This is a genomic window from Stenotrophomonas sp. YJH_SMC_110 (assembly GCF_059369255.1).
Genome location: NZ_JCAFSM010000004.1, coordinates 16,474 through 41,347, shown reverse-complemented (window position 1 = coordinate 41,347; position 24,874 = coordinate 16,474). Strand labels below are relative to the sequence as shown.

General features: G+C 66.4%; 27 protein-coding genes, 1 tRNA gene and 1 riboswitch. Of the genes, 16 read left to right on the top strand and 12 right to left on the bottom strand.

Annotation, left to right across the window (positions count from 1 at the left end; genetic code table 11):
• Window positions 1-5 precede the first annotated feature (5 nt).
• A complete protein-coding gene (locus AC5P6H_RS09275) occupies window positions 6-302 on the top strand; it encodes a P-loop nucleotide/nucleoside kinase family protein (protein WP_495202544.1) in 297 nt (98 codons plus the stop codon).
• Window positions 303-667: 365 nt separating this feature from the next.
• Window positions 668-1,501 carry an AraC family transcriptional regulator gene (locus tag AC5P6H_RS09270; RefSeq protein WP_014646671.1) on the top strand — a complete coding sequence of 278 codons (834 nt, stop codon included), beginning with the start codon at window positions 668-670 and terminating at the stop codon, window positions 1,499-1,501.
• Window positions 1,502-1,504: 3 nt separating this feature from the next.
• Here AC5P6H_RS09270 and crcB read toward each other — a convergent pair whose 3' ends face one another.
• The gene (crcB, locus tag AC5P6H_RS09265; RefSeq protein ID WP_014646672.1) at window positions 1,505-1,897 is read right to left on the bottom strand and encodes a fluoride efflux transporter CrcB; all 393 of its coding nucleotides are present in this window, start codon (window positions 1,895-1,897) and stop codon (window positions 1,505-1,507) included.
• An 81-nt stretch (window positions 1,898-1,978) separates the two neighbouring features.
• A riboswitch (Fluoride riboswitch) is annotated at window positions 1,979-2,042 on the bottom strand.
• 22 nt (window positions 2,043-2,064) lie between these two features.
• Entirely contained in the window at window positions 2,065-2,466 is a 402-nt protein-coding gene (locus tag AC5P6H_RS09260) for a helix-turn-helix domain-containing protein (RefSeq protein WP_005415999.1), read from the bottom strand.
• Window positions 2,467-2,577: 111 nt separating this feature from the next.
• Between AC5P6H_RS09260 and AC5P6H_RS09255 the strand changes: the two genes are divergently transcribed.
• Window positions 2,578-2,781 carry a helix-turn-helix domain-containing protein gene (locus AC5P6H_RS09255; protein ID WP_014646673.1) on the top strand — a complete coding sequence of 68 codons (204 nt, stop codon included), beginning with the start codon at window positions 2,578-2,580 and terminating at the stop codon, window positions 2,779-2,781.
• A gap of 359 nt (window positions 2,782-3,140) precedes the next feature.
• Window positions 3,141-3,377, top strand: coding sequence for a hypothetical protein (locus AC5P6H_RS09250; protein WP_005416001.1), 237 nt, complete (start codon window positions 3,141-3,143; stop codon window positions 3,375-3,377).
• 9 nt (window positions 3,378-3,386) lie between these two features.
• Here the strand turns inward: AC5P6H_RS09250 and AC5P6H_RS09245 are convergent, their stop codons facing one another.
• Window positions 3,387-4,442: a 4Fe-4S dicluster domain-containing protein gene (locus tag AC5P6H_RS09245; RefSeq protein WP_111205967.1), complete on the bottom strand. Its 1,056-nt coding sequence runs from the start codon at window positions 4,440-4,442 to the stop codon at window positions 3,387-3,389.
• Window positions 4,439-4,726, bottom strand: coding sequence for a hypothetical protein (locus tag AC5P6H_RS09240; RefSeq protein ID WP_111205968.1), 288 nt, complete (start codon window positions 4,724-4,726; stop codon window positions 4,439-4,441). Before AC5P6H_RS09240 ends, AC5P6H_RS09245 begins: the two co-directional genes overlap by 4 nt.
• A 179-nt stretch (window positions 4,727-4,905) precedes the next feature.
• Between AC5P6H_RS09240 and AC5P6H_RS09235 the strand changes: the two genes are divergently transcribed.
• Window positions 4,906-5,346, top strand: coding sequence for a group III truncated hemoglobin (locus tag AC5P6H_RS09235; RefSeq protein WP_041863293.1), 441 nt, complete (start codon window positions 4,906-4,908; stop codon window positions 5,344-5,346).
• Window positions 5,347-5,390: 44 nt separating this feature from the next.
• Window positions 5,391-6,800 carry an oxygen-independent coproporphyrinogen III oxidase gene (gene hemN, locus AC5P6H_RS09230; protein ID WP_041864131.1) on the top strand — a complete coding sequence of 470 codons (1,410 nt, stop codon included), beginning with the start codon at window positions 5,391-5,393 and terminating at the stop codon, window positions 6,798-6,800.
• Window positions 6,801-6,821: 21 nt separating this feature from the next.
• On the opposite strand, the gene AC5P6H_RS09225 is transcribed toward hemN, so the two are convergent.
• A tRNA-Leu gene (locus AC5P6H_RS09225) sits at window positions 6,822-6,908 on the bottom strand.
• A 131-nt stretch (window positions 6,909-7,039) separates the two neighbouring features.
• Between AC5P6H_RS09225 and AC5P6H_RS09220 the strand changes: the two genes are divergently transcribed.
• The 4 genes from AC5P6H_RS09220 to AC5P6H_RS09205 all read left to right on the top strand — a co-directional run bounded on the left by AC5P6H_RS09220 (window position 7,040) and on the right by AC5P6H_RS09205 (window position 11,140).
• A complete protein-coding gene (locus tag AC5P6H_RS09220) occupies window positions 7,040-7,474 on the top strand; it encodes a BLUF domain-containing protein (RefSeq protein WP_014646679.1) in 435 nt (144 codons plus the stop codon).
• 134 nt (window positions 7,475-7,608) lie between these two features.
• Complete coding sequence (locus tag AC5P6H_RS09215) at window positions 7,609-8,895, top strand: nucleotide sugar dehydrogenase (RefSeq protein WP_014646680.1); 1,287 nt, start codon at window positions 7,609-7,611, stop codon at window positions 8,893-8,895.
• Between the two features lie 55 nt (window positions 8,896-8,950).
• Window positions 8,951-10,573, top strand: a complete 1,623-nt coding sequence (locus AC5P6H_RS09210) for an FMN-binding glutamate synthase family protein (protein WP_134808709.1) — start codon at window positions 8,951-8,953, stop codon at window positions 10,571-10,573.
• Window positions 10,574-10,678: 105 nt separating this feature from the next.
• The gene (locus tag AC5P6H_RS09205) at window positions 10,679-11,140 is read left to right on the top strand and encodes a GNAT family N-acetyltransferase (protein ID WP_032959291.1); all 462 of its coding nucleotides are present in this window, start codon (window positions 10,679-10,681) and stop codon (window positions 11,138-11,140) included.
• Between the two features lie 91 nt (window positions 11,141-11,231).
• Here the strand turns inward: AC5P6H_RS09205 and AC5P6H_RS09200 are convergent, their stop codons facing one another.
• On the bottom strand, window positions 11,232-12,479 hold the full coding sequence (locus AC5P6H_RS09200) for a TIGR03862 family flavoprotein (protein ID WP_495202543.1): 1,248 nt from the start codon (window positions 12,477-12,479) through the stop codon (window positions 11,232-11,234).
• Window positions 12,466-12,900, bottom strand: a complete 435-nt coding sequence (locus AC5P6H_RS09195; protein ID WP_014646684.1) for an FKBP-type peptidyl-prolyl cis-trans isomerase — start codon at window positions 12,898-12,900, stop codon at window positions 12,466-12,468. Before AC5P6H_RS09195 ends, AC5P6H_RS09200 begins: the two co-directional genes overlap by 14 nt.
• A gap of 69 nt (window positions 12,901-12,969) precedes the next feature.
• Here AC5P6H_RS09195 and AC5P6H_RS09190 point away from each other — a divergent pair, with 69 nt between their 5' ends.
• From AC5P6H_RS09190 to AC5P6H_RS09175, 4 genes are all read left to right on the top strand, one after another.
• Entirely contained in the window at window positions 12,970-13,335 is a 366-nt protein-coding gene (locus tag AC5P6H_RS09190; RefSeq protein ID WP_032959288.1) for a DUF6164 family protein, read from the top strand.
• Between the two features lie 313 nt (window positions 13,336-13,648).
• Window positions 13,649-14,416: a sulfurtransferase gene (locus AC5P6H_RS09185; protein WP_164077625.1), complete on the top strand. Its 768-nt coding sequence runs from the start codon at window positions 13,649-13,651 to the stop codon at window positions 14,414-14,416.
• A 190-nt stretch (window positions 14,417-14,606) separates the two neighbouring features.
• Window positions 14,607-15,602 carry an LLM class flavin-dependent oxidoreductase gene (locus AC5P6H_RS09180; RefSeq protein WP_495202542.1) on the top strand — a complete coding sequence of 332 codons (996 nt, stop codon included), beginning with the start codon at window positions 14,607-14,609 and terminating at the stop codon, window positions 15,600-15,602.
• 67 nt (window positions 15,603-15,669) lie between these two features.
• Complete coding sequence (locus AC5P6H_RS09175) at window positions 15,670-16,167, top strand: pyridoxamine 5'-phosphate oxidase family protein (RefSeq protein ID WP_014646688.1); 498 nt, start codon at window positions 15,670-15,672, stop codon at window positions 16,165-16,167.
• A gap of 92 nt (window positions 16,168-16,259) precedes the next feature.
• Here the strand turns inward: AC5P6H_RS09175 and AC5P6H_RS09170 are convergent, their stop codons facing one another.
• Both AC5P6H_RS09170 and AC5P6H_RS09165 read right to left on the bottom strand, forming a co-directional pair.
• A complete protein-coding gene (locus tag AC5P6H_RS09170; RefSeq protein WP_014646689.1) occupies window positions 16,260-16,919 on the bottom strand; it encodes an exopolysaccharide biosynthesis protein in 660 nt (219 codons plus the stop codon).
• The gene (locus tag AC5P6H_RS09165) at window positions 16,903-18,207 is read right to left on the bottom strand and encodes a hemolysin family protein (protein WP_032959200.1); all 1,305 of its coding nucleotides are present in this window, start codon (window positions 18,205-18,207) and stop codon (window positions 16,903-16,905) included. Before AC5P6H_RS09165 ends, AC5P6H_RS09170 begins: the two co-directional genes overlap by 17 nt.
• Window positions 18,208-18,499: 292 nt before the next feature.
• Here AC5P6H_RS09165 and AC5P6H_RS09160 point away from each other — a divergent pair, with 292 nt between their 5' ends.
• Together AC5P6H_RS09160 and AC5P6H_RS09155 are read left to right on the top strand one after the other, a co-directional pair.
• On the top strand, window positions 18,500-19,126 hold the full coding sequence (locus tag AC5P6H_RS09160) for a DUF47 domain-containing protein (RefSeq protein ID WP_004152833.1): 627 nt from the start codon (window positions 18,500-18,502) through the stop codon (window positions 19,124-19,126).
• Window positions 19,127-19,139: 13 nt separating this feature from the next.
• Window positions 19,140-20,261 carry an inorganic phosphate transporter gene (locus tag AC5P6H_RS09155; RefSeq protein WP_014646691.1) on the top strand — a complete coding sequence of 374 codons (1,122 nt, stop codon included), beginning with the start codon at window positions 19,140-19,142 and terminating at the stop codon, window positions 20,259-20,261.
• A 265-nt stretch (window positions 20,262-20,526) separates the two neighbouring features.
• Here the strand turns inward: AC5P6H_RS09155 and AC5P6H_RS09150 are convergent, their stop codons facing one another.
• From AC5P6H_RS09150 to parE, 3 genes are all read right to left on the bottom strand, one after another.
• Window positions 20,527-22,023 carry a S10 family peptidase gene (locus tag AC5P6H_RS09150; protein ID WP_046429900.1) on the bottom strand — a complete coding sequence of 499 codons (1,497 nt, stop codon included), beginning with the start codon at window positions 22,021-22,023 and terminating at the stop codon, window positions 20,527-20,529.
• Window positions 22,024-22,133: 110 nt separating this feature from the next.
• Window positions 22,134-22,712: a GNAT family N-acetyltransferase gene (locus AC5P6H_RS09145; RefSeq protein WP_111205705.1), complete on the bottom strand. Its 579-nt coding sequence runs from the start codon at window positions 22,710-22,712 to the stop codon at window positions 22,134-22,136.
• A gap of 178 nt (window positions 22,713-22,890) precedes the next feature.
• Window positions 22,891-24,780 (bottom strand): DNA topoisomerase IV subunit B, encoded by a 1,890-nt coding sequence (gene parE, locus AC5P6H_RS09140; protein WP_032959196.1) that lies wholly within the window; start codon window positions 24,778-24,780, stop codon window positions 22,891-22,893.
• Window positions 24,781-24,874 lie beyond the last annotated feature (94 nt).

Genomic DNA, 24,874 nt, shown 5'->3' with positions numbered 1-24,874 from the left:
TGCAGATGCACGACCTTTCATCGAACGACGCTGCGCCGACCCTGCACCTGGTGTGCGGCAAGATCGGTGCCGGCAAATCCACCCTGTCGCAGCAGTTGGCGTTGAAGCCGCGCCACGTATTGATCAGCGAAGACACGTGGCTGGCGGCGCTGTATCCGGGCGAAATCCATTCCATTGCCGACTATCTGCAGCGTGCAGCCACGTTGCGCAATGTGCTGGCCGATCATCTGCGCACATTGCTGCAGGCCGGTGTTTCGGTGGTGCTCGATTTTCCATTCAATACGCCAGCCAGCCGCGCGTGAGCACGTGAAGTGTTCTCGCCGGTTGGCGCTGCACATCAACTGCATTTCCTCGACATTGCCGATGAGGTCTGCAAGGCGCGGCTGCGCGCGCGCGCAATGCTCTCGGCGAACATCCGTTCCAGGCCAGCGACGAGGAGTTCGAACGTATCACCCGCCACTTCGTTGCACCGGCCGCGGAAGAGCGCTTCGTGGTGATGCGCTATACCGAGGCAGGCCCGGCGTAGCGCAGCACCAGGCGGCCGTCGTCATGCTGGCGCAGCTGCATGAATTCGAGACGGATCACTCAGCCAGTGCCGCCCCCTCAACCGCCGATTCCGATACGATCTGTCACATTGCGTTAGTCTCGCTTGACCCGGAGTCCCGTCATGGTCGACCGTCTCGCCATTCTGCTGGAACGTTTTTCGGTCACCGCCTCGGTGTTCCATGCCGGCGCGCTGTGCGGCATCAACACGCTGGAGGGCGAGGATGAAGCCGGGCAGTTACACCTGGTGCGACGTGGCCCGCTGCAGGTCAGCCACGGCCAGCAGACCGTGCAGGTCGAGGTGCCGAGCCTGCTGCTGTACCCGCGGCCGATGCCGCATCGGTTCAGCACCGATCCGCAGCACGGCGCCGACATGGCCTGCGCCAACCTGCATTTCGAGGGCGGACGGCTCAACCCGATCAGCGCCGCATTGCCCGATTTCATCTGCCTGCCGCTGGCCGATCTGTACGGCGGCAACGCAGCGCTGGAACTGCTGTTCGAGGAAGCCTTCGAGCAGCGTTGCGGGCGTGCGGCGATGGTCAACCGGCTGTTCGAGGTGGTGATGATCCAGGTGTTGCGGCAGCTGATGGAAGGGGGCGAAATGCGTGGTGGCCTGTTTGCCGGGCTGGGGCATCCGCGGCTGCGGCTGGCGCTGGTGGCGATGCATGAAGCGCCCGCACAGTCCTGGACCCTGGAAGACCTGGCCGAGGTCGCCGGCATGTCACGCAGCGTGTTTGCTGCCAGTTTCCGTGAGGCGATGGGCACCACGCCCGGTCAATACCTGCAGGGCTGGCGGGTGGGCCTGGCGCAGCAGGCACTGCGCCAGGGCAGACCGCTCAAGCGGATTGCCGACGATGTGGGGTACGGCAGCGAAGCCGCGCTGTCGCGCGCATTCAAGGCGCACACCGGGCAGTCGCCGCGCGAGTGGCGCGGGCAGGCCCGCGCCGGCGCGGCCTGAGTCTCAGCCCAGCACCAGCCGGGCCAGTTTCATGCCACCGAACAGGCCGACCAGGCCCAGTGCCACCGAACCGCCGGCGTACAACGCTGCCAGGCCGTGCTGGCCGCGCTGCAGCAGCACGCCGATTTCCAGCGCATAGGTGGAGAACGTGGTGTAGCCGCCGAGAACGCCGGTGGCCAGCAGCAGGCGCAGCTGCGGCGAGGCGCCATTGCGCAGGGCGAAGGCTTCGACCAGCACGCCCATCAGCAGCGCGCCGCTGATGTTGATCAGGAAGGTCGACCATGGCCACGGGCTGCCGACTGCCACCCGCGTACCGATCAGGTTGCAGGCATGGCGAAGGCAGGCGCCGAGCCCGCCGCCGATGAAGACCAGCAAGTAGTTGTTCAATGCGTGCATCACGTGCCTCGGGTACGGGTTCGCTGATTCGATGGCGAACGCCGAGGGCAGGCACGGCCTGCCATCGACGAACGCCGGTTCGTCCTGGCAGGAGCCATCAGCCCTTTCAGGCGGTTATCGGGGGAGCCCCATCCCCATCGGCGACCATGCTACCAGCGGTAGTGCATTCACGTCATCGAGGTCGTCAGCACCCGGATGACCTTGCTGCGGCTGAAGCCGTCCATCAGCAGTTCGAAGGCCAGCAGGTCCAGGGCCGCGTGGCGGCGGTGGTCGATCTCCAGGCCCTTCTCTTCCACCAGATGGCTGACCAGTTCGTAGGCGTCCTGCCAGACATCCAGGTGGGCCTGGCTGGGGATATAGGTATTGCCCCGCTCACCGACGCCAAGCCCGCTCACGCCATACAGCAGTTCACGCGCGTCCAGCTTGGCCGCATCGGCGATGCGGAACAGCTGTTCGGCCTTCACATGGGCGGGGCTGACGTGGTCGTTGAGCCAGTTGCTGATGGTTGCCGTCGTCGAATCGGCGGCGCGGGCCAGATCGGCCGGGCGAGGGTGCCCGGCTTTCTTCATGGCAATGGCGAGTCGTTGGCCGAGAGTATTCATCTATGCAAGCCAGCTTAACGCGTGGATCGCAAAGATCCCTTGTTCCAAGAATAAGTCTGGTTAATAGAAGGACCGACCGTGACCGAATTCTGGAGCAAGGGGCAGGTGCGCACCCGGCTGGGTTTCCGCACCGATGCCGAACTGGCGCGCTTCTTTGGCATAAGCCGATCTGCAGTGTCGCAATGGCCCAAGGATTTCCCGATTCCTGCGTTACGCCAATACATCCTGCATCAGCGCTATCCCAACCTGTTCCCGGCAACTGAAGCCACGCAGGGCGAATAAGCCTCAACTGCGCCGCCTTTTGTCGCATATAGCACTCTAAGTGCCATTTGCTAAGTATGCTTAGCAACATAGGAAACTTCGATGGAACGGGGTCGGGCTATCGATGAGGCCTACCAGGGCACAGGCTGGAGGAATCGGGTAGGTTGTCGGCTCCGGCCCATCCGGGAAGCCTGTCATCCCGTATGTGGTTTCGTGAACGATTAATAATTTCGATCACGAAAGTCGCTGCATGTAATTGACCTGTCGTGAAATCTATGACTAATTGGCATCAACCGGGCGTGAAGCCCGGGAGTCTTTCAGTAGCTCGCAAGTGAGTCGGTAGACCGTCAACGATGCAGAACAGGTCCAACGGAGGTCGTATGGAATACGGCATGCATGGCTTGGCTGAACGGGTACGCCGCGAACTGGAAGCCAGTTATCACAAACACGGATGCGGTCCGGCGTTCTGGGATACCTACCAGCAGGTGCTGGACCGCCTGGTCCCGCAGGGGACCGAGCGTACCGAAGTCACCAATGAAATGGCGCTGATCATCGAACAGCTCGGCATCGTCCGACGTGCGCAGCTGGTGCCGCCGCACGCCAACGGGCCGCGTTGACCCGTTGATTCAAAGCAGGCGCCAGGCGCCACAGGCCAACAGCGCCAGCAGCATTGACAGCAGTGCCAGGGTCCGCGGTCGCCACCATTGCCGCGGTTGCCCGGCCATGGCCTGCGGACTGCAGTAGCGCACCAGCCCCGGGCCGAAACCGGCCTGGTGCTGCTGCCGCGAGCAGGCGTCCAGGCAGGCGCCGCAGGCCAGGCAATCGGCCTGCGGTCCCTGGCGGATGTCCAGCTGCATCGGGCAGGCGCTGACACACGCGGCGCAGTCGGTGCAGTCGCCCAGGCGATCGGCGCTGAAGGTGGGCATCGGTCCGGCCAGCAGCGGATGTGCGGCGCGGAACACGTAGTCCTGTGCGGTGGTCGGGTCGAGCAGGCCGCGTCCGCGTCCGAGCACGCCCCCCATGCCCGGAGGGCGCATGCCGCGCGGTTCGCCGCGGCGCGCGTCGTACAGCATGCGTGGTGTATGTGGATCGATCAGCAGTGGTTGCATGCGCGCGAACGGGCACAGCGAACGGCACACCTGCTCGCGCAGGAAGCCGGCATTGCCCCAGGTGGCGGCGGCATAGAACAGCACCCAGAATGTTTCCCAGCCGCTCCAGCCGGCATGCGGAGCGGCGGCCAGCAGTCCGGCGATCGGGCTGAACAGGCCGACGAAGGTGATGCCAGTCCACAGCGACAGCAACCCCCAGGCGACCTGGGTGGCCGGGCGCACGGCTGGCACTGGCAAGACCTTGGCCATGCCGTGCGCGATCCAGTCGAAGGCACGACGCCACAGCGTCTGCGGGCAGGCATGACCGCACCAGATGCGGCCGGCGAGGTGGGTGAGCAGCGCAAGGCCCACCGCCAGCACCGCCAGCAACCCGATCAGCACGCCGACATCGCCGGGCCACAACGTCCAGCCGAACAGGTCGAAGCGCCGTGCGTTGATGTCCAGCAGCAGGGCCTGGTGTCCATTCCAGCGCAGCCATGGCAGGGCATAGAACAGAATCAGCAAGAGCGCGCTGAGCGCGCCGCGCCAACGCCAGGGGCGTGGGGTTCCGGTTCCGGTACAGGGCGTACTCATCCCAGCGGCAGCTCGTCGTCGTCATCGCTCGGCAGGGGCCGCTGCAGGTACCAGGTGACTGCGCTGGAAAGTGCGGTCACCGACCAGAACATGAAGAATCCTGTCGTATAGCCCAGTTCACGGCTGATCGCCTTGCCCGGGAAGCTGATCGCCTGCAACCGCAGCGGGTCGACGAAGGCGAAGAACACCACGCTGGCCAGGCCGGCAGCGATGAAGCTGGGCCAGAGGATGGCGCCCCAGTGCTGGATCAGCTGCTGGCGGCGGCTGGGAGAGGGTCTGTTCATGCTGTCCCGGATCGGAATGAGGGCGGCGCGTATACTCCGCCGAGGCCGGCGCAGCATCCGCAGGGCATGCTTCCTGCAATCGTGGCAGCCTAGGTGCAGCGGACTGCGCCGACATTGATCTGGATCAACGGCGGTGCCGGCCGGCTGCGGCACACTGCCGGCACGCTTTGGGTACCCCGATGAACGCAATACCGCCACCTGTCCTGCCCGTCGCCTCGCCCGGGCTGTGCACCGAGCAGGAAGTGACCCGCCTGGTCCACGACTTCTATGCGCGCGTGCGCGAGGAAGAGCGGTTGGGGCCGGTGTTCCAGGCGCATGTCCACGACTGGCCGGAACATCTGGCGCAGCTGGTCGATTTCTGGTCGGCGATGCTGCGCGGCACGCGCCGCTTCAAGGGCTCGCCGATGTCCAAGCACATGGCCATCGAGCTGGACAAGGACTTGTTCGATCGCTGGCTGGTGCTGTTCCGGATCACCACCGCCGAGTGCGGCAACCCGCCGATGCAGGAGCTGGCCAACGACGTCGCCGCGCGCATCGGTGACACCTTCTGGAAGCGCTACCAGATGCTGCGCTGGCCGCAGGTGGGTCTGCCGGTGCTGGGAATCCCCACCCGCGATTGATCTGGGTCAAGGCGGTCATGGCCGTCCGGCGCGATGCTGGCGGCATGGACACGTTCTCTCCCGCCGCCGGTGGCCTGGCCTGGACCTTCGACCCCGACCTGCTGCGCCGGCATGACCGGCCGGGGCCGCGCTACACCTCGTATCCGACCGCGCCGCACTTCCACGATGGCTTCGACGCGCCGGCGCTGCGCCAGGCGATCGCCGACAGCAACCAGCTGGCGCGCGCGCTGTCGCTGTACGTGCATGTGCCGTTCTGCTCCAGCCCCTGCTTCTACTGCGGCTGCAACCGGGTGATCACCCGCGACCGCGGTCGGGGCCACAGCTACGTCGCGCGCGTGCTGGCCGAGGCCGACCTGCTGGCGCCGCAGTTCGAGGACGGCCGTGAGGTCATCCAGCTGCATCTGGGCGGTGGTACGCCGAACTTCCTCGAGGCCGAGGCGATGACCACGCTGGTGGAGGGGCTGCGCCGGCGCTTCGATTTCAGCGATTCGCCGCAGCGCGATTTCTCGATCGAACTCGATCCGCGCTTCATCGATACCCGCGATGTCGCCATGCTGGCGCGGCTGGGCTTCAACCGGGCCAGCCTGGGCGTGCAGGATTTCGATCCGCATGTGCAGGAATCGATCAACCGCATACAGGGCGTGCAGCAGACGCTGGACATCCTGCATGCCTGCCGCGACAGCGGCATGCGCTCTGTCAACGTCGACCTGATCTATGGGCTGCCTGGACAGAGCCTGCAGGGATTCGGCCGCACCCTGGAACGAGTGCTGGCATTGCGACCGGATCGCCTGGCGGTGTATGGCTACGCACACCTGCCACACCTGTTCCGCGCGCAGAAGCAGATCGACGAGCGCCGGTTGCCTTCACCGGAAGACAAGCTGGCGCTGCTGGGCCTGGCGGTGGAGAAGCTCTCTGCTGCGGGTTACCAGTACATCGGCATGGACCATTTCGCACTGCCGGAAGAGGACCTGTCGCGCGCGCAGCGTGCCGGCCAGCTGCATCGCAACTTCATGGGCTATACCACCCACGCCGATACCGACCTGCTCGGCCTGGGCGTGAGTGCGATCAGTCATATCGGTGCCACCTACAGCCAGAATCCGCGCGACCTGCCGTCGTGGGAGGACGCGGTGGACCAGGGCCAGCTGCCGGTCTGGCGCGGCGTGGCACTGAGCGCCGACGACCAGCTGCGCGCTGAACTCATCCAGCAGCTGATGTGCCAGGGCGAGGTGGACGGTGCCGTGCTGGGCCAGCGCCATGGCGTCGATTTCGAGCAGTACTTCGCCGAGGACCTGCGTTCGGTGCAGCGGTTGCAGGAAGACGGCCTGGCCGAATACCGCGACGGTGTAGTGCGCGCCAGCGAGCCGGGTCGGCCGCTGCTGCGGCTGCTGGCGATGTGTTTCGACCCCTACCTGCGCGCGGCGCATGAACAGCCGCGTTACTCGCGTGCAATCTAAGGTGTACTCGCGCAGCGCGGTTGGTGCCCGGAGCCGGAATCGAACCGGCATGGGGTTGCCCCCGGCGGATTTTAAGTCCGATGCGTCTACCAGTTTCGCCATCCGGGCCTGCAGCGCGGCGCCGATTGTAGCCCAGCTGCAGAATCGCAGCCGGATTGCCGTGGAGCGGCAGCGTGTTTAACTGTCGCTCCCATTCATGTCATAGTCCCAACCATCGTTCCCAGGGGGGGAGCCGCACGATGTCGCTGCACGCGATTGCCTATGCCAGTGAGGCCCGCGCCGATCTGCAGACAACCGATCTTGACCGCCTGCTGGCCGATGCCACGGCATTCAACCGTGTAGCCGGTGTCACCGGTGTGCTGATGTTCGATGGCAGCCGTTTCCTGCAGTACCTGGAAGGCCCGGAGGACGGTATCGATTCGGTGTACCAGCGCATCGTCAATGCGCGCAGCCACGGCCAGCTGAAGGTGCTGTGCCGCGCGCCGGTGGCGCAGCGGGCGTTTCCGCGCTGGTCGATGGGAACCCGGCGCATTGATGCGGAGCTGCTGGCACAGATCGTTGAATCGGCGTGGCCGGGCTTCCTGCTTGGCAGCGGTGGCTTCGAGCGCCTGCGGCAGGCCTGGACCGGCGCCGATGGCGAACTGGAACCGGCCGCGGTCGCACTGGGCTCCTGATCCCATCTTGGCGGGCAGGCGCCCGGGCCGTTACGCTGTCGCCTTTCTGGCGTGGAATTACACGGAGTGGTGCAGCGAATGAGCAGGTCGGCCGAATCCATGGCGGCATGCATGCCGTTGCGCGGGACATGCCAGTGAGCGCGTCCCTTGCGGCAGCGGAGACCCCGCGTTTTGCGGTGATCGGCCTGGGCTACGTCGGCCTGCCGTTGGCGGTGGCCTTCGGTCGGCACTGGCCGACGCTGGGCTTCGACATCGATGCCGATCGCATCGCCGAGCTGCGCGATGGCCAGGACCATACGCTGGAGGTGGAGGCCGACGAGCTGGCCAGTGCTCGGCAGCTGCAGTACGGCAGCGATCCGGCCTTGCTTGATGCATGCAACGTCTACATCGTCACCGTGCCGACGCCGATCGATGCCTATGAGCAGCCCGATCTGGAGCCGTTGCGTTCGGCGACGCGGCTGATCGCCAGCCATCTGCGCGCGGGTGACCTGGTGATCTACGAATCCACGGTGTACCCCGGCACCACTGAAGAAGTCTGCGTGCCGCTGCTGGAAGAAGGCTCGGGCCTGCGCTTCAACGAAGACTTCTACTGCGGCTACAGCCCGGAGCGGGTCAGTCCCGGTGACCGCCAGCGGCGCCTGGCCGACATCCGCAAGATCACCTCGGGGTCGACAGCGGAAGTGGCTGCGGTGATCGATGGCCTGTACCAGCGCATCATTGCCGCCGGCACGTTCCCCGCGCCATCGATGCGCGTGGCCGAGGCGGCCAAGGTGGTCGAGAACATCCAGCGCGATGTGAACATCGCGCTGGTCAATGAGTTGGCGCTGATCTTCGACAGGCTGGGCATCGATACCCAGGATGTGCTCGATGCCGCCGGCAGCAAGTGGAACTTCCTGCCATTCCGGCCGGGCCTGGTCGGCGGCCATTGCATCGGCGTGGACCCGTATTACCTGCTGCACAAGTCCGAGAGCGTGGGCTACCACCCGGACCTGATCCACACCGCGCGGCAGGTCAACAACCGCGTCGGTGAGCATGTGGCGTCGCGGGTGCTGGCGATGCTGGCCGAACGCGGCCGCGAACCAGTGCAGTCGCGCATCCTGGTGCTCGGTGTGACCTTCAAGGAGGATTGCCCGGACCTGCGCAACAGCCGCGCGCTGGAGCTGGCGCAGCGCCTGCGTGATGCCGGCGCTCAGGTCGAGGTCAGTGATCCCTGGGTCGGCCCGGCGGCATTGGCCGATGAGGGCGTGCAGTGGCTGGCCGAACCCGTGGCAGGGGCCTATGACGCGGTGGTGCTGGCGGTTGCCCATGCCCGCTTCAAGGCGATGGACGAGGCGGGTATCCGGTCGCTGCTGGCGCCGGGCGGCCTGGTCTACGACGTCAAATCGGCCTGGCCACGCAACGTGGTTGACGATCGCCTGTAAACGCGGGCGGCGGGCAGCACGGTAGACTCGCAGGCAGTTGCAACCAAGGAACGCCATGCACCGGTATATCGTCTACCTGCTCGCCATCCTGATGTTCCCCATCTGCCTGTGGTTGGCCACGATCTGGCCGGCCTGGTACTGGGGCGTCGGCCTGACCGCCGCGATGGTGGCTCTGGGGACCTGGGACCTGCTGCAGAAGCGCAGCACGCTGCGCCGCAACTATCCGGTGATGGCGCACTTCCGCTACGGCCTGGAATCGATCGGTCCGGAAATCCGCCAGTACTTCGTGCAGAGCGACCTGGAGGACGTGCCGTTCTCGCGCCAGCAGCGTGCACTGATCTACCAGCGGGCCAAGAACGAGATGGACACGGTGCCGTTCGGCACCCTGCGCAGCACCTACGCGGTGGATTACGAGTGGATCAACCACTCGCTGGCGCCGACCGCCATCGCCAAGCACGATTTCCGCGTGCTGATCGGCGCCAATTGCACAAAGCCGTATTCGGCGAGCGTGTTCAATATTTCGGCGATGAGCTTTGGCTCGCTGTCGGCCAACGCGATCCGCGCACTGAACGAAGGCGCGCGACGTGGTGGCTTCTACCACGACACCGGTGAAGGTTCGATTTCGCCATACCACCGCGAGATGGGCGGCGATCTGGTGTGGGAGATCGGCTCGGGCTACTTCGGTTGCCGTGACGAAAAGGGCGGTTTCAGTGAAGAGCGCTTCGTCGCCAACGCCACCCATGATCAGGTCAGGATGATCGAGATCAAGCTGTCGCAGGGCGCCAAGCCCGGTCATGGCGGCGTGCTGCCGGCGCCAAAGGTGACCGCCGAGATCTCGGTCACCCGTGGCGTGCCGATGGGCGTGGACTGCGTATCGCCGTCGCGTCACTCGGCATTCTCGACGCCGGTCGAACTGCTGCAGTTCGTCGCCCGTCTGCGCGAACTGTCCGGTGGCAAGCCGGTCGGTTTCAAGCTGGCCATCGGCCACCCGTGGGAGTGGTTCGGCATTGCCAAGGCGATGCAGGAAACCGGCCTGCTGCCGGACTTCATCGTGGTCGACGGTGCCGAAGGCGGTACTGGCGCAGCACCGGCGGAGTTCGTCGACCATGTCGGCGTGCCGATGCACGAAGCACTGCTGCTGGTGCACAACACGCTGGTCGGCCTGGACCTTCGCGAGCGGATCCGCATCGGCGCGGCGGGCAAGATCACCAGCGCCTTCGACATCGCGCGCACCATCGCGCTGGGTGCCGACTGGTGCAATGCCGGCCGTGGCTTCATGTTCGCGCTGGGCTGCATCCAGTCGTTGAGCTGCCATACCGACAAGTGCCCGACCGGCATCGCCACCCAGGACCCGGCGCGCTGGAAGCACCTGGATGCACCGGACAAGGCCACCCGCGTGTACAGCTACCACGAGCACACGCTGCACGCCCTGAAGGAGCTGTTGTGTGCGGCCGGCCTGAACGATCCGGCCGAACTGGGGCCGGAGCACATCCTGCGTCGTGTTTCGCCTGTCGAGATCCGCTCGCTGGCGTCGCTGTACCGCTACCTGGAACCGGGCGAGCTGCTGCACAAGGTGCCGGATCATGCGGTGTTCCATGCATTCTGGGCCGATGCACGCAGCGATTCGTTCCAGCCGCCGCCGAAGATCCAGGCGCTGCGCGCCAGCAAGTCGCGATAATGTGTTGCTGTAGAGCCGAGCCCATGCTCGGCTGCTTCTCTCATCGCGATGTTGGAACGAAGAACAGCCGAGCCGAGCATGGGCTCGGCTCTACAGGGAGATGTCATGCGGTTCAGGACCGGCACCATCGACGATGTCGCCATGCTGTGGGCACTGCGCACGCGTTGCGTTCGCGAGACGTGCAGCAGCCACTACCCGGCGGAGGTGATCGATCCGTGGTCTGCTTCGCCGCCGCCGTCGCAGTACGCACGGCTGCTGGGGCAGGGAGGCTGCGTGGTGGCCGAGGACGGGCAGGGTGTCCTGCTCGGGTTCGGCGTGTTTGATACCGACGCCAATGAAGTCGATGCGCTGTTCGTCGATCCGGATCGTGGCGGCACGGGCATCGGCCAGGCGCTGATGCAGCGTCTGCTGGCGATGGCCGATCGTGAGCGCGAGGTGGTGCTGTCAGCCTCGCTCAATGCGGTGCCGTTCTACCAACGGCAGGGATTCATTGCCGTGCGGGAGGAAGCCTACCCGCATCCCAGCGGCGTGGCGCTGGCTTCGGTGAGCATGCGCAGACCATGGTGAGCGCCGGGGATTGCAGAGTCGAGCCATGCTCGACTGCTTCATCGCCTGAATCAAAGGCCGTCGAGCATGGCTCGACTCCACAATGCGGGCGTCACCGCCCAGCCAGCCACCCGATCACGCCCTCGGCGGCGCGCAGGCCACTGGCATAGCACGCCGTCAGCAGGTAGCCCCCCGTGGGGGCCTCCCAGTCCAGCATCTCGCCGGCACAGAATACGCCGGGTGCTGCCCGCAGCATCAGGCCATCATCCAGCGCAGCCAGGCGCACGCCGCCGGCAGTGCTGATCACCTCGGCCATCGGCCGTGGACGCAGAAGGCGCAACGGCAGGCGCTTGAGCGTGGTAGCCACGGCAGGCAGGTCGTGGCCCGCATCCTTGCCAAGGATCTCGAACACCAGGGTGGCCTTCACCGCATCCAGGCCGGCCTGGCGGCGCAGATGCTCACCAAAACTGCGACCCTTGCGCGGCCGCGAAAGATCGGCCAGCAGGCGTGCTTCATCGCGTCCCGGCACCAGGTCCAGCCACAGCATGGCATGGCCATCACGGTTGATGGTCTCGCGCAGGTCTGCGGCCAGCGCGTAGATCAGGCTGCCTTCGATGCCGTACTCGCTGGCTACGCATTCGCCCTGCAGCGACTGCGGTTGTCCGGCCAGGTCGAGCCAGTGCGCGACCACCGGCTTCAACGGTGCGCCTGCATTGCGCTGGGCGAAGAACGGCGTCCAGTCGATGTCGAAGCCGCAGTTGGCCGATTGCAGCGGCGCAATGTCCACGCCTCGTGCCTGCAAGGGGGCGACCCAGGCGCCATCACTGCCCAGCTGCGGCCAGCTGCCGCCACCCATCGCCAACACGCTGGCATCGGCGTGGACATCGATCTCGCCGGCTTCGGTGGCGAAGCGCAGCGCGCCGTCGTTGCCCCAGCCGATCCAGCGGTGGTTGGCATGCAGGCGCACGCCCTGTTCCTTCAGTCGGCGCACCCAGCCGCGCAGCAGCGGCGCAGCCTTGCGGTCGACCGGAAACACGCGGCCGGAGCTGCCGACATAGGTCTCCACGCCAAAGCCGGCAGCCCAGTCGCGCAATGCCTGCGCATCAAAGCCATCCAGCCAGCGACCCACGGCCGTGGATTGCTCGCGGTAGCGGCTGTCGAACAGCGGCCGCGGATCGGAATGGGTGAGGTTGAGACCGCCCTTGCCGGCGATCAGGAACTTGCGGCCGGGTGAGCCCTTGGCCTCGTACAGGTCCACGTCCAGCCCCGCGGCGCGCAGGCGCTCGGCGGCGAACAGGCCGGCCGGGCCACCGCCGATGACGGCGACCCGATGGGGCAATGCGGTATTACGGCTTGACATCGAGCAGCTCGACATCGAACACCAGCGACGAACCGGCCGGAATCGGCCCGACCCGGCGGTCGCCGTAGCCGTAATCCGGCGGGATCATCAGCGTGCGCTTGCCGCCGACCTTCATGCCGGCCACGCCCTCATCCCAGCCGCGGATGACCTGGCCGGCGCCGAGCGCGAAGGTGAACGGCTGGCCGTGCTTGAAGGAGCTGTCGAAGGTCTTGCCGTGCTTGGTTTCGGTGCGGTTGTCGTAGATCCAGCCGGTGTAGTGCACGGTGACCTTGCTGCCGGGAACGGCTTCGGTGCCGGTGCCAGCGACGGTATCGATGCGCTCGAAGGTGGTCAGGGTGCCGCCCGGCGGCGGACCGGAGGGCTCGCTCGAGCAGCCAGCGGCGGCGAGGGACAGCAGCAGGGGAAGCAGCAGGCGGCGCATCGGGCGTCTCCAGGAGGGCGCAGGGCGAGGGCGGCAAGGGTAGCGCATCGGCGCGGGTATCATGGCGGCATGGCAAAACTCCTGCTCAATCTGCGCAATGTCGGCGACGACGAATATGCCGATGTCTGCACGCTGCTCGACCAGCACGGCATCGCCTGGTACCGCACCGAACCCAGCCCCTGGGGCATTTCCAACGGTGGCCTGTGGCTGCGCGAGGACGCCGATCATCCGCGCGCGAAGGCGCTGATGGCCGGGTACCAGGCGGCGCGCGGTGTGCGCGTGCGGGCCGAGCGTGAGCAGGCGTTGCGGGATGGCACGGCGGAGACCTTTGGCAGCCTGTTCCGGCGGCGGCCGGTGTTCGTGGTGCTGGTGCTGCTGGGCATGGCCGCTGCGGCGGCGCTGGTGCTGTTGCCGTTCATGCTGTTGCGGGGGTAGGGGGGCGCGGCCGGGTTGCACCCGGCACCCGCGGTAGTGCCGGCCGCTGGCCGGCAACAGCAACAGCAACAGCAACAGCAACGGCAGGCAATCCGTGGCGGGCAGGGCGGTGTCGGCAGGCGGGACACGCCGTAAACCCATCCTTGGGGGCTCGATGGCGCCATCCATGGCGCCAACGGTCCCGCCTGCCCACACCGCCCCGCCTCTGACAGATTTCGGGTGTCTGCCGGGCTTGGGGTCGGATCCCTCTGCTGCGCAGAGGGCTCTGACCCCTGAATCTGTCTGTGCGGGCGGGAGGCGCTAAAATGGCAGGATGATCGCCAACACCGCTGCCTACCATTTCGCCGTCATCGACGCCCCCCAGGCCCTGTGCGACCAGCTGCTGTCGCGTGCCCAGGCGGCCGGGTTGCGGGGCACGATCCTGGTGGCGGGCGAGGGACTGAACCTGTTCCTGGCCGGTGAGCCGGAGGCGGTCGAGGATTTCTACGCCGCGCTGCATGCCGATGCGCGTTTTGCCGGGATGCGGGTCAAGACCAGCCTGAGCGAGCACCAGCCGTTCGCGCGGCTGAAGGCCAAGGTGAAGGACGAGATCATCAGCTTCCGCCGCGATGACGGCCAGCCGCTGGACTATCCGCGTGCACCGGCGGTCGATCCGGCCACCGTGCAGCGCTGGCTGCGGCAGGGCCACGATGACGCCGGCAAGCCGGTGGTGATGCTCGATACCCGCAACCTGCAGGAAGTGGAGTACGGCACGTTCAAGGATGCGCTGGTGCTGCCCATCCACAAGTTCACCGACCTGCCCGAGGCGCTGGCGCCGCATCGCGAGGCGCTGAAGGACAGCACCGTGGTCAGTTTCTGCACCGGCGGCATCCGCTGCGAGAAGGCCGCACTGTGGATGGCCAACGATGGCATGGACAACGTGCTGCAGCTCGATGGCGGCATCCTCGGCTACTTCGAGGAGGTCGGCGGCGAAGGTTATGAAGGCCGCTGTTTCGTGTTCGACGAGCGCGTGGCGCTGGATGCCGAACTGAAGCCGATGGTCGACCAGCCGCTGCCGGAGCCGCGCCCCAGCGCGTTCTGACACGCTTCTGTAGAGCCGAGCCCATGCTCGGCTGCCTTTTGTTGATCAACAGCAGCCGAGCATGGGCTCGGCTCTACACGGTCCGGCAGGCCCTGAACCGGCTCCGCGGGAATCAGCATCCCGCCACCGTCACTGGCCGCTGCGCCTGGCCGACCCCATGCAGGGGAGATCCTGAGACGGAAAACCGCTGATGATCCCGTTGTCGATCCTTGACCTGGCCCCGGTCTGCGAGGGCAGTGACACCACCGCCGCCTTCGCCAACATGCTGGAACTGGCCCAGCACGCCGATGCGCTGGGCTACCGCCGTTACTGGCTGGCCGAACACCACAACATGCCCGGCATCGCCAGCGCGGCCACGGCCGTGCTGATCGGCCACGTCGCGGGCGGCACCCGGCGTATCCGCGTCGGTGCCGGCGGCATCATGCTGCCCAACCATGCGCCGCTGCAGGTGGCCGAGCAGTTCGGCACGCTGGCTTCGCTGTATCCGGACCGCATCGATCTCGGCCTCGGCCGTGCGCCGGGCACCGATCAGCCCACCGCGCGTGCACTGCGCCGCTACTTCGACAGCGCCGACCAGTTCCCGCAGGACGTGCGCGAGCTGCTGCACTACTTCAAGCCGGTACAGCCCGGGCAGGCGGTGCAGGCGGTTCCGGGCGGTGGCCTGCGGGTGCCGACCTGGATCCTGGGGTCCAGCCTGTTCGGCGCGCGCATGGCCGCCGCGATGGGCCTGCCCTATGCGTTTGCCTCGCACTTTGCGCCCGATGCCATGGACGAGGCGCTGGCGGTGTACCGCCGAGAGTTCCGCCCCTCGGCCACGTTGAAGCAGCCGCACGCGATGCTGGCCCTGAATGTCGTCGCCAGTGACAGCGAGGCCGAATCGCGCCGCCTGTTCACCAGCCAGCAGCAGAGTTTCGTCAACCTGCGCCGCGGCCGGCCGGGCAAGATTCCGGCGCCGATCGAGGACATCGAAGCCTTCTGGGAGCCGCACGAAAAGCTCGGCGTGGAGCGGGCCCTGGCCTGCACCGTGCTCGGTGATCCGCAGCAGGTGGCCGATGGCATCGCCGCGTTCGTTGAGCGTCACTCGCCGGACGAGCTGATGCTCACCGCCAACCTGCATGACCACCGTGCGCGCCTGCGTTCGTTCGAACTGGCGATGCAGGCCTGGCATGCCCGCCACGCGGGCTGAACAATGGCGTCACGGCCCGTTGCAGCCGCGACGGGTCTGATGGGGGCTCTTCCCATTGGAGCCTCCCATGGCGGATACCCGCGCCGAACACATCGCCCAGCTGGCAGAACTGATCAAGGACGTGGAGGTGGCGATGTTCACCACCACCGGCGTCGACGGACGACTCTACAGCCGGCCGCTGGCCACCCAGCAGGTCACCTTCGACGGTGACCTGTGGTTCGTCATCACCGCCGACAGCCCGAAGGTTGCCGAGATCGCGCTTGATCCGCACGTCAACGTGGCCTATGCCTCGCCGTCGAAGAACACCTACGTATCGGTGGCAGGGCGCGCGCGCATCGTTGATGACCGTGCGAAGATCGAGGAACTGTGGTCGCCGGCGATGAAACTGTTTTTCCCGGGCGGCAAGGACGACCCGAACCTGCGCCTGATCCACGTGCGGGCCGACTCGGCCGAGTATTGGGATGGTCCGGGCACGCTGCTGGGCAAGGCGTTGAATTTCGTGCTGTCGGCGGTGCAGGACGAGCCGGCGCAGTTGGCCGACAATGGCTTCATCGATCTTCGGTGAGGATCGATATCCGGTATTGGTAGTGCCGGACGCTGGCCGGCAGACCTGGAAACGTGGCAGCCGGCCAGCGGCCGGCTCTACCGGATTCCGGCTCAGAACCAGCGCTGGAACAGGTCCACCGTGTAGCCCACCAGCTGTCCCGAACTGAAGCCGAAGAACGCGATCGCCGCCAACGCGGCGATCCAGTTGAACAGCATCAGCGCGCCATCGCGTTCCAGCAGCGCCAGCGAGAACAGCAGCAGCTGGAAGCCGAACAGGAAATTGGTGAAGGGGATCGGCAACGACAGCAGCAGGCCCAGCAGCACCAGCAGCAGGCCGCTGAAGGCGTGGGCGGGGAGGGGTGTCAACAGCTGCGGCAGGCGTGGCCTCAGCATCCTGTCCAGGCGCCGCAGTGGGCGGTCGATGCGGTCCAGGAAACGGTGCATGGTGCCGCGCTTGGGTCCGCGGCGGGCAATGAAGCCGGGCAGCCACGGCCGGCGCAGGCAGAACAGCATCTGCAGGCCGATCAGGATCACCAGCGGGCCGCTGACCGCGCCACCCATGCCCGGGATCGGGATGAACGAGGGCAGGATCGCCACGAACAGGAACACGCCGAACGCGCTCTGCTGCAGGTTGCTCAGGATCTGGCCGAGCGGCATGTGCTCGGCGGGGTCGCCGGAAGCGAACATCTCCAGCAGGGTGCGGATGCCCTCGTTGCGGTAGGCCGGGCGCTCGGCGCCTGGACCCTGGCCGGCCTCAGGCGGTGAGCTCATCGGCCTGCTCGTCGGACAGCGTGCGCAGCAGCAGCTTGTCCACCCGCGCACCGTCCAGGTCGACCACTTCGAAGCGCCAGCCGGCCCAGTCGAAGTACTCGCCTGCGTGCGGGATGCGGCCGAAGTAGTGGATGCACATGCCGGCCAGGGTGTAGTAATCGCCGTCCTCGGCATCGGGCAGCTCGTTGCTGCCGATCAGTTCGCGCAGGTCTTCGATCGGCAGCGAGCCATCCACCAGCAGCGAACCGTCCTCGCGGGTCACCACCAGCGCATCTTCATCGGCATTCTCCACCGCCTGCAGGCGGCCGACCACGGCGCCCATCAGGTCGCTGATGGTCACCAGGCCCTGGATCTCGCCGTACTCGTCCACCACCAGCGCCATCGACTGCTGTTCCTCGCGGAAGATCTCCAGCAGCTTCATCGCGTGGGTCGATTCGGACACGTAGAGCGGTTCGCGCAAGGTCTGGAACAGCGCGTTGTCGCCGCGTGCCATGCGCGTGGCCAGCGATTTCAATTCAAGTACGCCGACCACGTCCATGTCGTTGTCGCGGTACACCGGGTACCGCGAGAACTCGTGCTCGGCCATGATTTCCAGGTTGCGCTCCAGCCCGGCCTGGGTGTCCAGCCAGGCAATGCGGTTGCGCGGGGTCATCAGGCTGTCGGCGGTGCGGTCGCCCAGGCGCATGACGCGGTTCATCATGTCACGCTCGTGGGCGTCGATCACACCGGCTTCGTGGCTCTCGGCCACCAGCATGCGGATCTCTTCTTCAGTCACCGAGGCGACTTCATCCTTGCCCAGGCCGAACAGGCGCAGCACCAGCTGGGTGGTCTTGGACAGGAGCCAGACGAAGGGCAGGGCCAGCTTGGCCAGCCAGCTCATCGGCATCGCGACCAGGCCGGCAATGGCCTCCGAGCGGGTCAGCGCCAGGCGCTTGGGCACCAGTTCGCCGAAGATCAGCGTGATGAAAGTGATCAGGCTGACGGCCAGCGCGGTACCGATGTTGCCCGCGTACGCAAACCCCGGCATCAGCCCCTGGATCCAGCCGGCGAAGGCCTCGCCCAGCGCCTCACCGCCGAGGTAGCCGGTCAGCACGCCGATCACGGTGATGCCGATCTGCACGGTGGACAGGAAGCTCTCCGGCTTCTCGGACAGCTCCAGCGCCTTGGCCGCGCGCTTGGAGGTGGCAGCCATCTGCTTCAGGCGGCTCTTGCGCGAGGTCATGACCGACATCTCGGACATGGCGAAGAAGCCGTTCAGCAGAACAAGCGCGAAGACAATCAGGATCATTTCAAACACGGGCGTCGTCCCCGGTTGGTGGCAGGGAGGGCGGGTGCTGGCGATGGCGGCAGGCGCTCAGGAACGGGATCCGGCGCGGCGCAGGGGGATAAGGGTCGTCGTCCATAAGGTGCGCCCGAAGGCGCGCTGGCATCTTAGCAAAGGGGCATGGCAGGGTGGCAACCGCCTGTTCAGGTTGGGGGTTCCAAGGCCTCGAAAGGGGGCGGGGATACCCGTGATGGTCATCTAGCCGTCATAATTCCATCTGGTGCCGTCCTTCCCGCGACGGCTGACAGGTTTCTCAATGTTCTCTCTGCAGACCATTTTCGGTTCCGGCAAACAGTTCTACACCCTGCTCGATGAGGCTGCCGTCGCGGCTTCCGACGCCGCCAAGGCGCTGCATTCCATGCTGCGCGAGGCCGACCGCCAGCCCGCGCTGGACGCCTTCAAGCTGGCCCGCCTGCGCGAACGCGCGGCCTCGGACAAGATCAGCCAGGCGCTGGTGGACAGCTTCATGACCCCGATCGAGCGCGAAGACATCGAAGCGCTGGGCTCGGCGCTGTACAAGATTCCCAAGCAGATCGAGAAGTTCGCCGACCGCTATTCGCTGGCCACGACGCACCTGGAGCACATCGACTTCGCGCCGCGCGCGGCGATGCTCGAACAGGCCGCCGGCGTGGTGGTGGAGATGGTGGCCGACCTGCGCCACATGAACCTGGACCGGATGACCGCGCTCAACGAGAAGCTGCGCTCGCTGGAGAACGAGGCCGACCGCCTGATGCTCGAGCTGTACCGCGACATCTATTCGGGCCGCCTGGACAACCTGCAGATGTTCCTGCTGAAGGAATTCTTCGAGATCCTGGAAAAGGCCATCGACCGCTGCCGCGAGGCTGGTGTGGTGGCGTACCAGATCGTGTTGAAGAACAGCTGACGGACGCCGCCGCATGTTGACCCTTGTCCTGGTGGTGATCCTGGCCGCGCTCGTCTTCGAGTTCATCAACGGCTTCCACGACACTGCCAACTCCATTGCCACCGTGGTGGCGACCAAGGTGCTCTCGCCCGGCTGGGCGGTGATGCTGGCCGCCTTCATGAACCTCATCGGTGCACTGACCGGTACCGCGGTGGCGCTGACCATCGCCTCGGGCCTGCTCAACACCAACGTGGTCGAGGTCACCCCGCAGGTGATCCTGTGCGCCCTGCTGGGCGGCATCATCTGGAACCTGATCACCTGGTGGAAGGGCCTGCCGTCCTCGTCCTCGCACGCCCTGATCGGTGGCCTCTGCGGCGCCGGCCTGGCTGCCGCCCACAACAACTGGGACGCGCTGATCTGGTCCGAGCGCCTGGGCAGCTGGGCGCAGAACAAGGGCCTGCTGTGGAAGGTGTTCGTGCCGATGATCACCTCGCCGATCGCCGGTTTCCTGCTCGGCATCGTGGTGATGGTGCTGCTGTGGGCGCTGATCGCCGGCCTGGCCAAGATCGGTGGTGCCATCGGCCGCCTGGCGCGTCCGCGCATCGTCAACGCCTTCTTCGGCAAGGCGCAGATCGCCTCGGCGGCCTACATGGGCTTCGCCCACGGCCACAACGACGCGCAGAAGACCATGGGCATCATCGCCATGACTCTGATCGGTGCCGAAGCCACCGGCGCATTGAACGACCTGCCGTCCTGGCTGGCCTTCATGCACCCGGACGCGCATGCCGGTGATGGCATCGCGATGTGGATCGTGCTGACCTGCGCGGTGGTGATGGCGGCCGGTACCGCTTCGGGCGGCTGGAAGATCATCAAGACCCTGGGCCACAAGATGGTCAAGCTGCACCCGATCCACGGCTTCGCCGCGGAGACCAGCTCGGCAACCATCCTGACCCTGGCGGCCCACTTCGGCATGCCGGTCTCGACCACGCACAGCATCTCCACCGCGATCATGGGCGTCGGCTTCGCCAAGAACCCGCGCTCGCTGAAGTTCGGCGTGATCGAGCGCATCGTCTGGGCCTGGATCCTGACCATCCCGGCGGCCGGTGGCTGTGCGTACCTGATCCTGAAGCTGTTCGAGCTGTTCGGCTGGACCTGATCGCCACGCCAAGGTTGCAAACGAAAAAGCCCGCCGTATCAGGCGGGCTTTTTCATGGGCAAGAATTTTCCGCACCCACCGTGTCGACCAAGGTCGACACCTGCCAGAGCAGAACCAGGGTCAGAGCCCGTTGCCAAGCAACGGGATCCGCCCCCGTGCCGACCAACGGTCGGCACCCACCAACAGCCCTCAGGAAGCCAGCTTTTGCAGTTGCCGTTGCCGTGGCTGTCAGCGGGTGCCGGGCCGCAGGCCCGGCCAAACCCCTTCAATTACGCTGGAACAACGCCTGTACATCCTTGCGGAACGCCGCCTGGCTGTCCGCCCGGCTGTAGAACATGTGCCCGCCCGGATAACTGCGCACCTGCACCCGGTCCGGATTGCTGCCCATCGTCGGCATCTGGTCCACGGTCAGGATCGAGCCCATGAACGGGCACGACAGGTCGTTCCAGCCATGCACGATCAGCACCTGCAGATGCGGGTCGATCGCCACCGCCTGGCGCAGCTGGGTCACCGCACCCTGGCGCAGTTCGCCATTGCGGTCCCACAGCCGGTTCACGTCGTAGTTCAGCGCCTGGTAGCGCGCATCTACTTTCCAGCCGACCACGCGCGTCACGAAGTCGACCATCGCCGTGGTGGTCGGCGCGATGATGCTGTCCAGCAGTGGATCGTTGGCGCGCTGCTCCGGATCATTCGGGAACGGATCGAACGCGGTCACGTTGGAGTCGTAGCGGCTGCCCAGCGTGCCCTTGTCGCGGAACACTTCACGCAGGTAGGCCTGGGTCTCCAGGCGCCCGCCAGCGCGGCGCACGAACTGCGGGTCCAGTCCGGTCAGCGCGGTGACCCGGCGCAGCATGGCTTCCGTAGCCTGCGGATCGCTGCGGCCCTTCATCAACGCGGTGGCGTAATCGCCACGGGTGTACTCCACCACCTCGCGCATCGCCGCATCGGTCAGCTTGCCCTGGCGCTCCAGGTGCGCCGCGGCGATCGACGGCAGCGTCTGCATCCACGCCATCGGCGAGACATCGGCGTTGTCTTCCAGGGTCGGGCTCAGGTAGGGCGAGACCAGCACCAGTCCGTTCATTGCCACGCCCAGCCGGGTCTGCAGGAAGTGGGTGATGCGCGGGCCGCGGTAGCCACCGTAGCTCTCGCCGGTCAGGTACTTGCGCGAGGCCATGCGCTGGTTGCGCAGCAGCCAGTCGTAGATCGAGCGCGACAGGTATTCGACGTCGGCACTGGGGTTGTAGAGCGCTTTCTTGGCTTCATCGTCGCCGATCCGCGCGCGGCTGAAGCCGGTACCGACCGGATCGATGAACACCAGATCGGTGAAGTCCAGCCAGGTGCCCGGGTTGTCGTGCAGGGTGGCCGGCGCCGATGCGCTGTCACCCTCGGAGCCGAAGGTCACCACCTTGGGCCCGATCGCGCCCATGTTGAGGTACACCGACGACGCACCGGGGCCGCCATTGAGCGCGAAGGTCACCGGCCGGTCCTTGCCCGGCATCGTGTAGGCGGTGAACACCACATCGGCGATCACCTTGCCCTTGGCATCGCGTACCGGCAGGGTGCCGACGGTGGCGGTGTAGTCCAGGGTGCGGCCGGCCAGGCGCATGCTCTGGCGGGCCGAGGCGTCGGCGGGCAGCGCAGGCGCTTCGGTCTTGTCGTCTTTCGGGTCGGGCTTGCCCTCGGCGTCGGACGCGGCCAGCACGCTGGCAGGGGCGATGAGCAGGCCGACGCAGAGCGCGGCAGTGTGCAGCAGGGACTTCATGGCACCGGTTCGGCAGCGGAAGGGGGTTCCGATGCTAGGCCGGTGGCGGGCCATGCCGTATGTGTCCAAAGGCATGGCCGTGCGTTGAGCCCGCTACTGGCCAGATTGGGTCAAGCGGGGAGGGTGGCTGCGGCGGCGTCGTCGGCCAGCAGGCCGTAGACGGCCGAGTCGGCCAGCTGCCCCTGGATGCGCCAGCGCTGGCGCAGCACCCCCTCGCGGTGGAAGCCCAGGCGTTCCAACACGTGCGCGGACGGCGCATTGCGCGGGTCGATCTCGGCTTCCACCCGATGCAGGTGCAGGGTGCGGAACAGGTAGGCCAGTACCTGTTGCAGGGCCTCGTGCATATAGCCCTGGCCCTGGCGATCGGGTGCCAGCAGGTAGCCGATCTCGGCGCGCGCCGCATCGCGGTCCACCGCGAATACCACGCAGATGCCCAGCAGCGGACCTTCCAGCGACTCGCGTACGGCCAGCTTCAGCTGGGTGCCGATGGCATGGGCGGCGAGGTCATCGTCGATCTGCTCGCGCGCTTCGGCCAGTCGCGTCCAGGCTGGATGGTTCCACCATCGCATGACATCCGGGTTGGACTGCAGCGTGAACAGCGCGGCGGCGTCGTCACGACGGATCGGGCTCAGGACCAGCCGTGCACTGTGCAGCGGCAGGCCGGGGAACAGCAGCGAGTGGCTGGCCAATACGATGGTCCACACGGGTGGACGCGCATTATGGCGCTGCCGGGTTTGCCGATGGGGGCGGATGGGGTCGGAGCGCATGGGGTCGGATCCGTTTCCTGACAGGAAACGGCTCTGACCCCACTGCCGCCAACCGGGTCAGAGCCCTTTCCTGCGGAAAGGGATCCGACCCCGCTCCGGATCAGACCTCCAGCGAGGCCAGATCGCCCTTCGACTCCAGCCAGCCCTTGCGGTCGGACGCGCGCTTCTTGGCCAGCAGCATGTCCATCAGCGAACGGGTCTGCTCGCCATCGTCCACGGTCAGTTGCACCAGGCGGCGCGTATCCGGATGGATGGTCGACTCGCGCAGCTGGTTCGGGTTCATCTCGCCCAGGCCCTTGAAGCGGGTGACGTTGACTGCGCCCTTGATCTTCTCGCGCTCGATCTTGTCCAGCATCGAACGCTTCTCTTCCTCATCCAGGGCGTAGAACACCTGCTTGCCCACGTCGATGCGGAACAGCGGCGGCATTGCCACGAACACGTGGCCGGCATCGACCAGCGCCGGGAAATGCCTGAGGAACAGCGCGGTCAGCAGGGTGGCGATATGCAGGCCGTCGGAGTCCGCGTCGGCCAGGATCACCACCTTGCCGTAGCGCAGGCCGGTGATGTCGTCCTTTCCGGGGTCGCAGCCGATGGCTACGGCCAGGTTGTGCACTTCTTCGGAGGCCAGCACGCTGTTGGACGACACTTCCCAGGTGTTGAGGATCTTGCCGCGCAGCGGCAGGATCGCCTGGAAATCCTTGTCGCGCGCCTGCTTGGCGCTGCCGCCTGCCGAGTCACCTTCCACCAGGAACAGCTCGGTGCGCGACAGGTCCTGGCTGATGCAGTCGGCCAGCTTGCCAGGCAGGGCCGGGCCCTGCGTGACCTTCTTGCGGACGACCAGCTTCTCGGTCTTCAGGCGCGCACTGGCGCGCTCGATGGCGATCTGCGCGATCTTCTCGCCCAGCTCCACGTTCTGGTTCAGCAACAGGCTGAACGCATCGTGCGCGGCGCCCTCTACAAAGCCGGCGGCCTGGCGCGAGGACAGGCGTTCCTTGGTCTGGCCGCTGAACTGCGGGTCGGTCATCTTCAGCGACAGCACGAACGACACCCGGTCCCACACGTCTTCCGGGGCCAGCTTGACGCCGCGTGGCAGCAGGTTGCGGAAGTCGCAGAACTCGCGCAGCGCCTCGGTCAGGCCGGTACGCAGGCCGTTGACGTGGGTGCCATGCTGGGCGGTCGGAATCAGGTTGACATAGCTTTCCTGGACCAGCTCACCTTCCGGCAGCCAGGCCACGGCCCAGTCCACCACCTCGGTGTCCTTCTTGAGGTTGCCGACGAACAGGTCGGCCGGCAGCGATTCGCGCTCGCCCAGTTCCAGCTTCAGGTAGTCGCGCAGGCCGTCTTCGTAGTACCAGGTATCGACTTCACCGGTGGCTTCGTCGGTCAGCTTGACGGTCAGGCCCGGGCACAGCACGGCCTTGGCGCGCAGCAGGTGCTTCAACGCGCGCACCGCGAACTTGGGCGTGTCGAAGTACTTCGGGTCCGGCCAGAAGCGCACGCGGGTACCGGTGTTCTTCTTGCCGACGGTGCCGACCACCTCCAGCGGCGTGGCGCGGTCGCCATTGCGGAAGGTGATGCGGTGTTCGGCACCTTCGCGCTTGATGTGCACCTCCACCAGGGTCGACAGCGCGTTGACCACGCTGACGCCGACGCCATGCAGGCCGCCGGAGAAGGTGTAGTTGTTGTTGCTGAACTTGCCGCCTGCATGCAGGCGGGTGAGGATCAGTTCGACGCCCGGGATCTTCTCTTCCGGATGGATGTCCACCGGCATGCCGCGGCCGTCATCGCTGACCTCCACGCTGCCGTCCTTGTACAGGGTGATCTCGATCGAGCGGGCATGGCCGGCGAGGGCCTCGTCCACCGAGTTGTCGATCACTTCCTGCGCCAGGTGGTTCGGGCGCGCGGTGTCGGTATACATGCCGGGACGGCGCTTGACCGGGTCAAGGCCGGACAGGACTTCAATATCGGCGGCGTTATAGCGGGCGTTCATCTATCTTCTAAAGCGCGGAGCGACGCGCAAGTGTGCGGTCTGGACGGCGATTTTGCACGCCTGCGGTTCAGCCTCGGCGCCGGGGAGGGGGTAA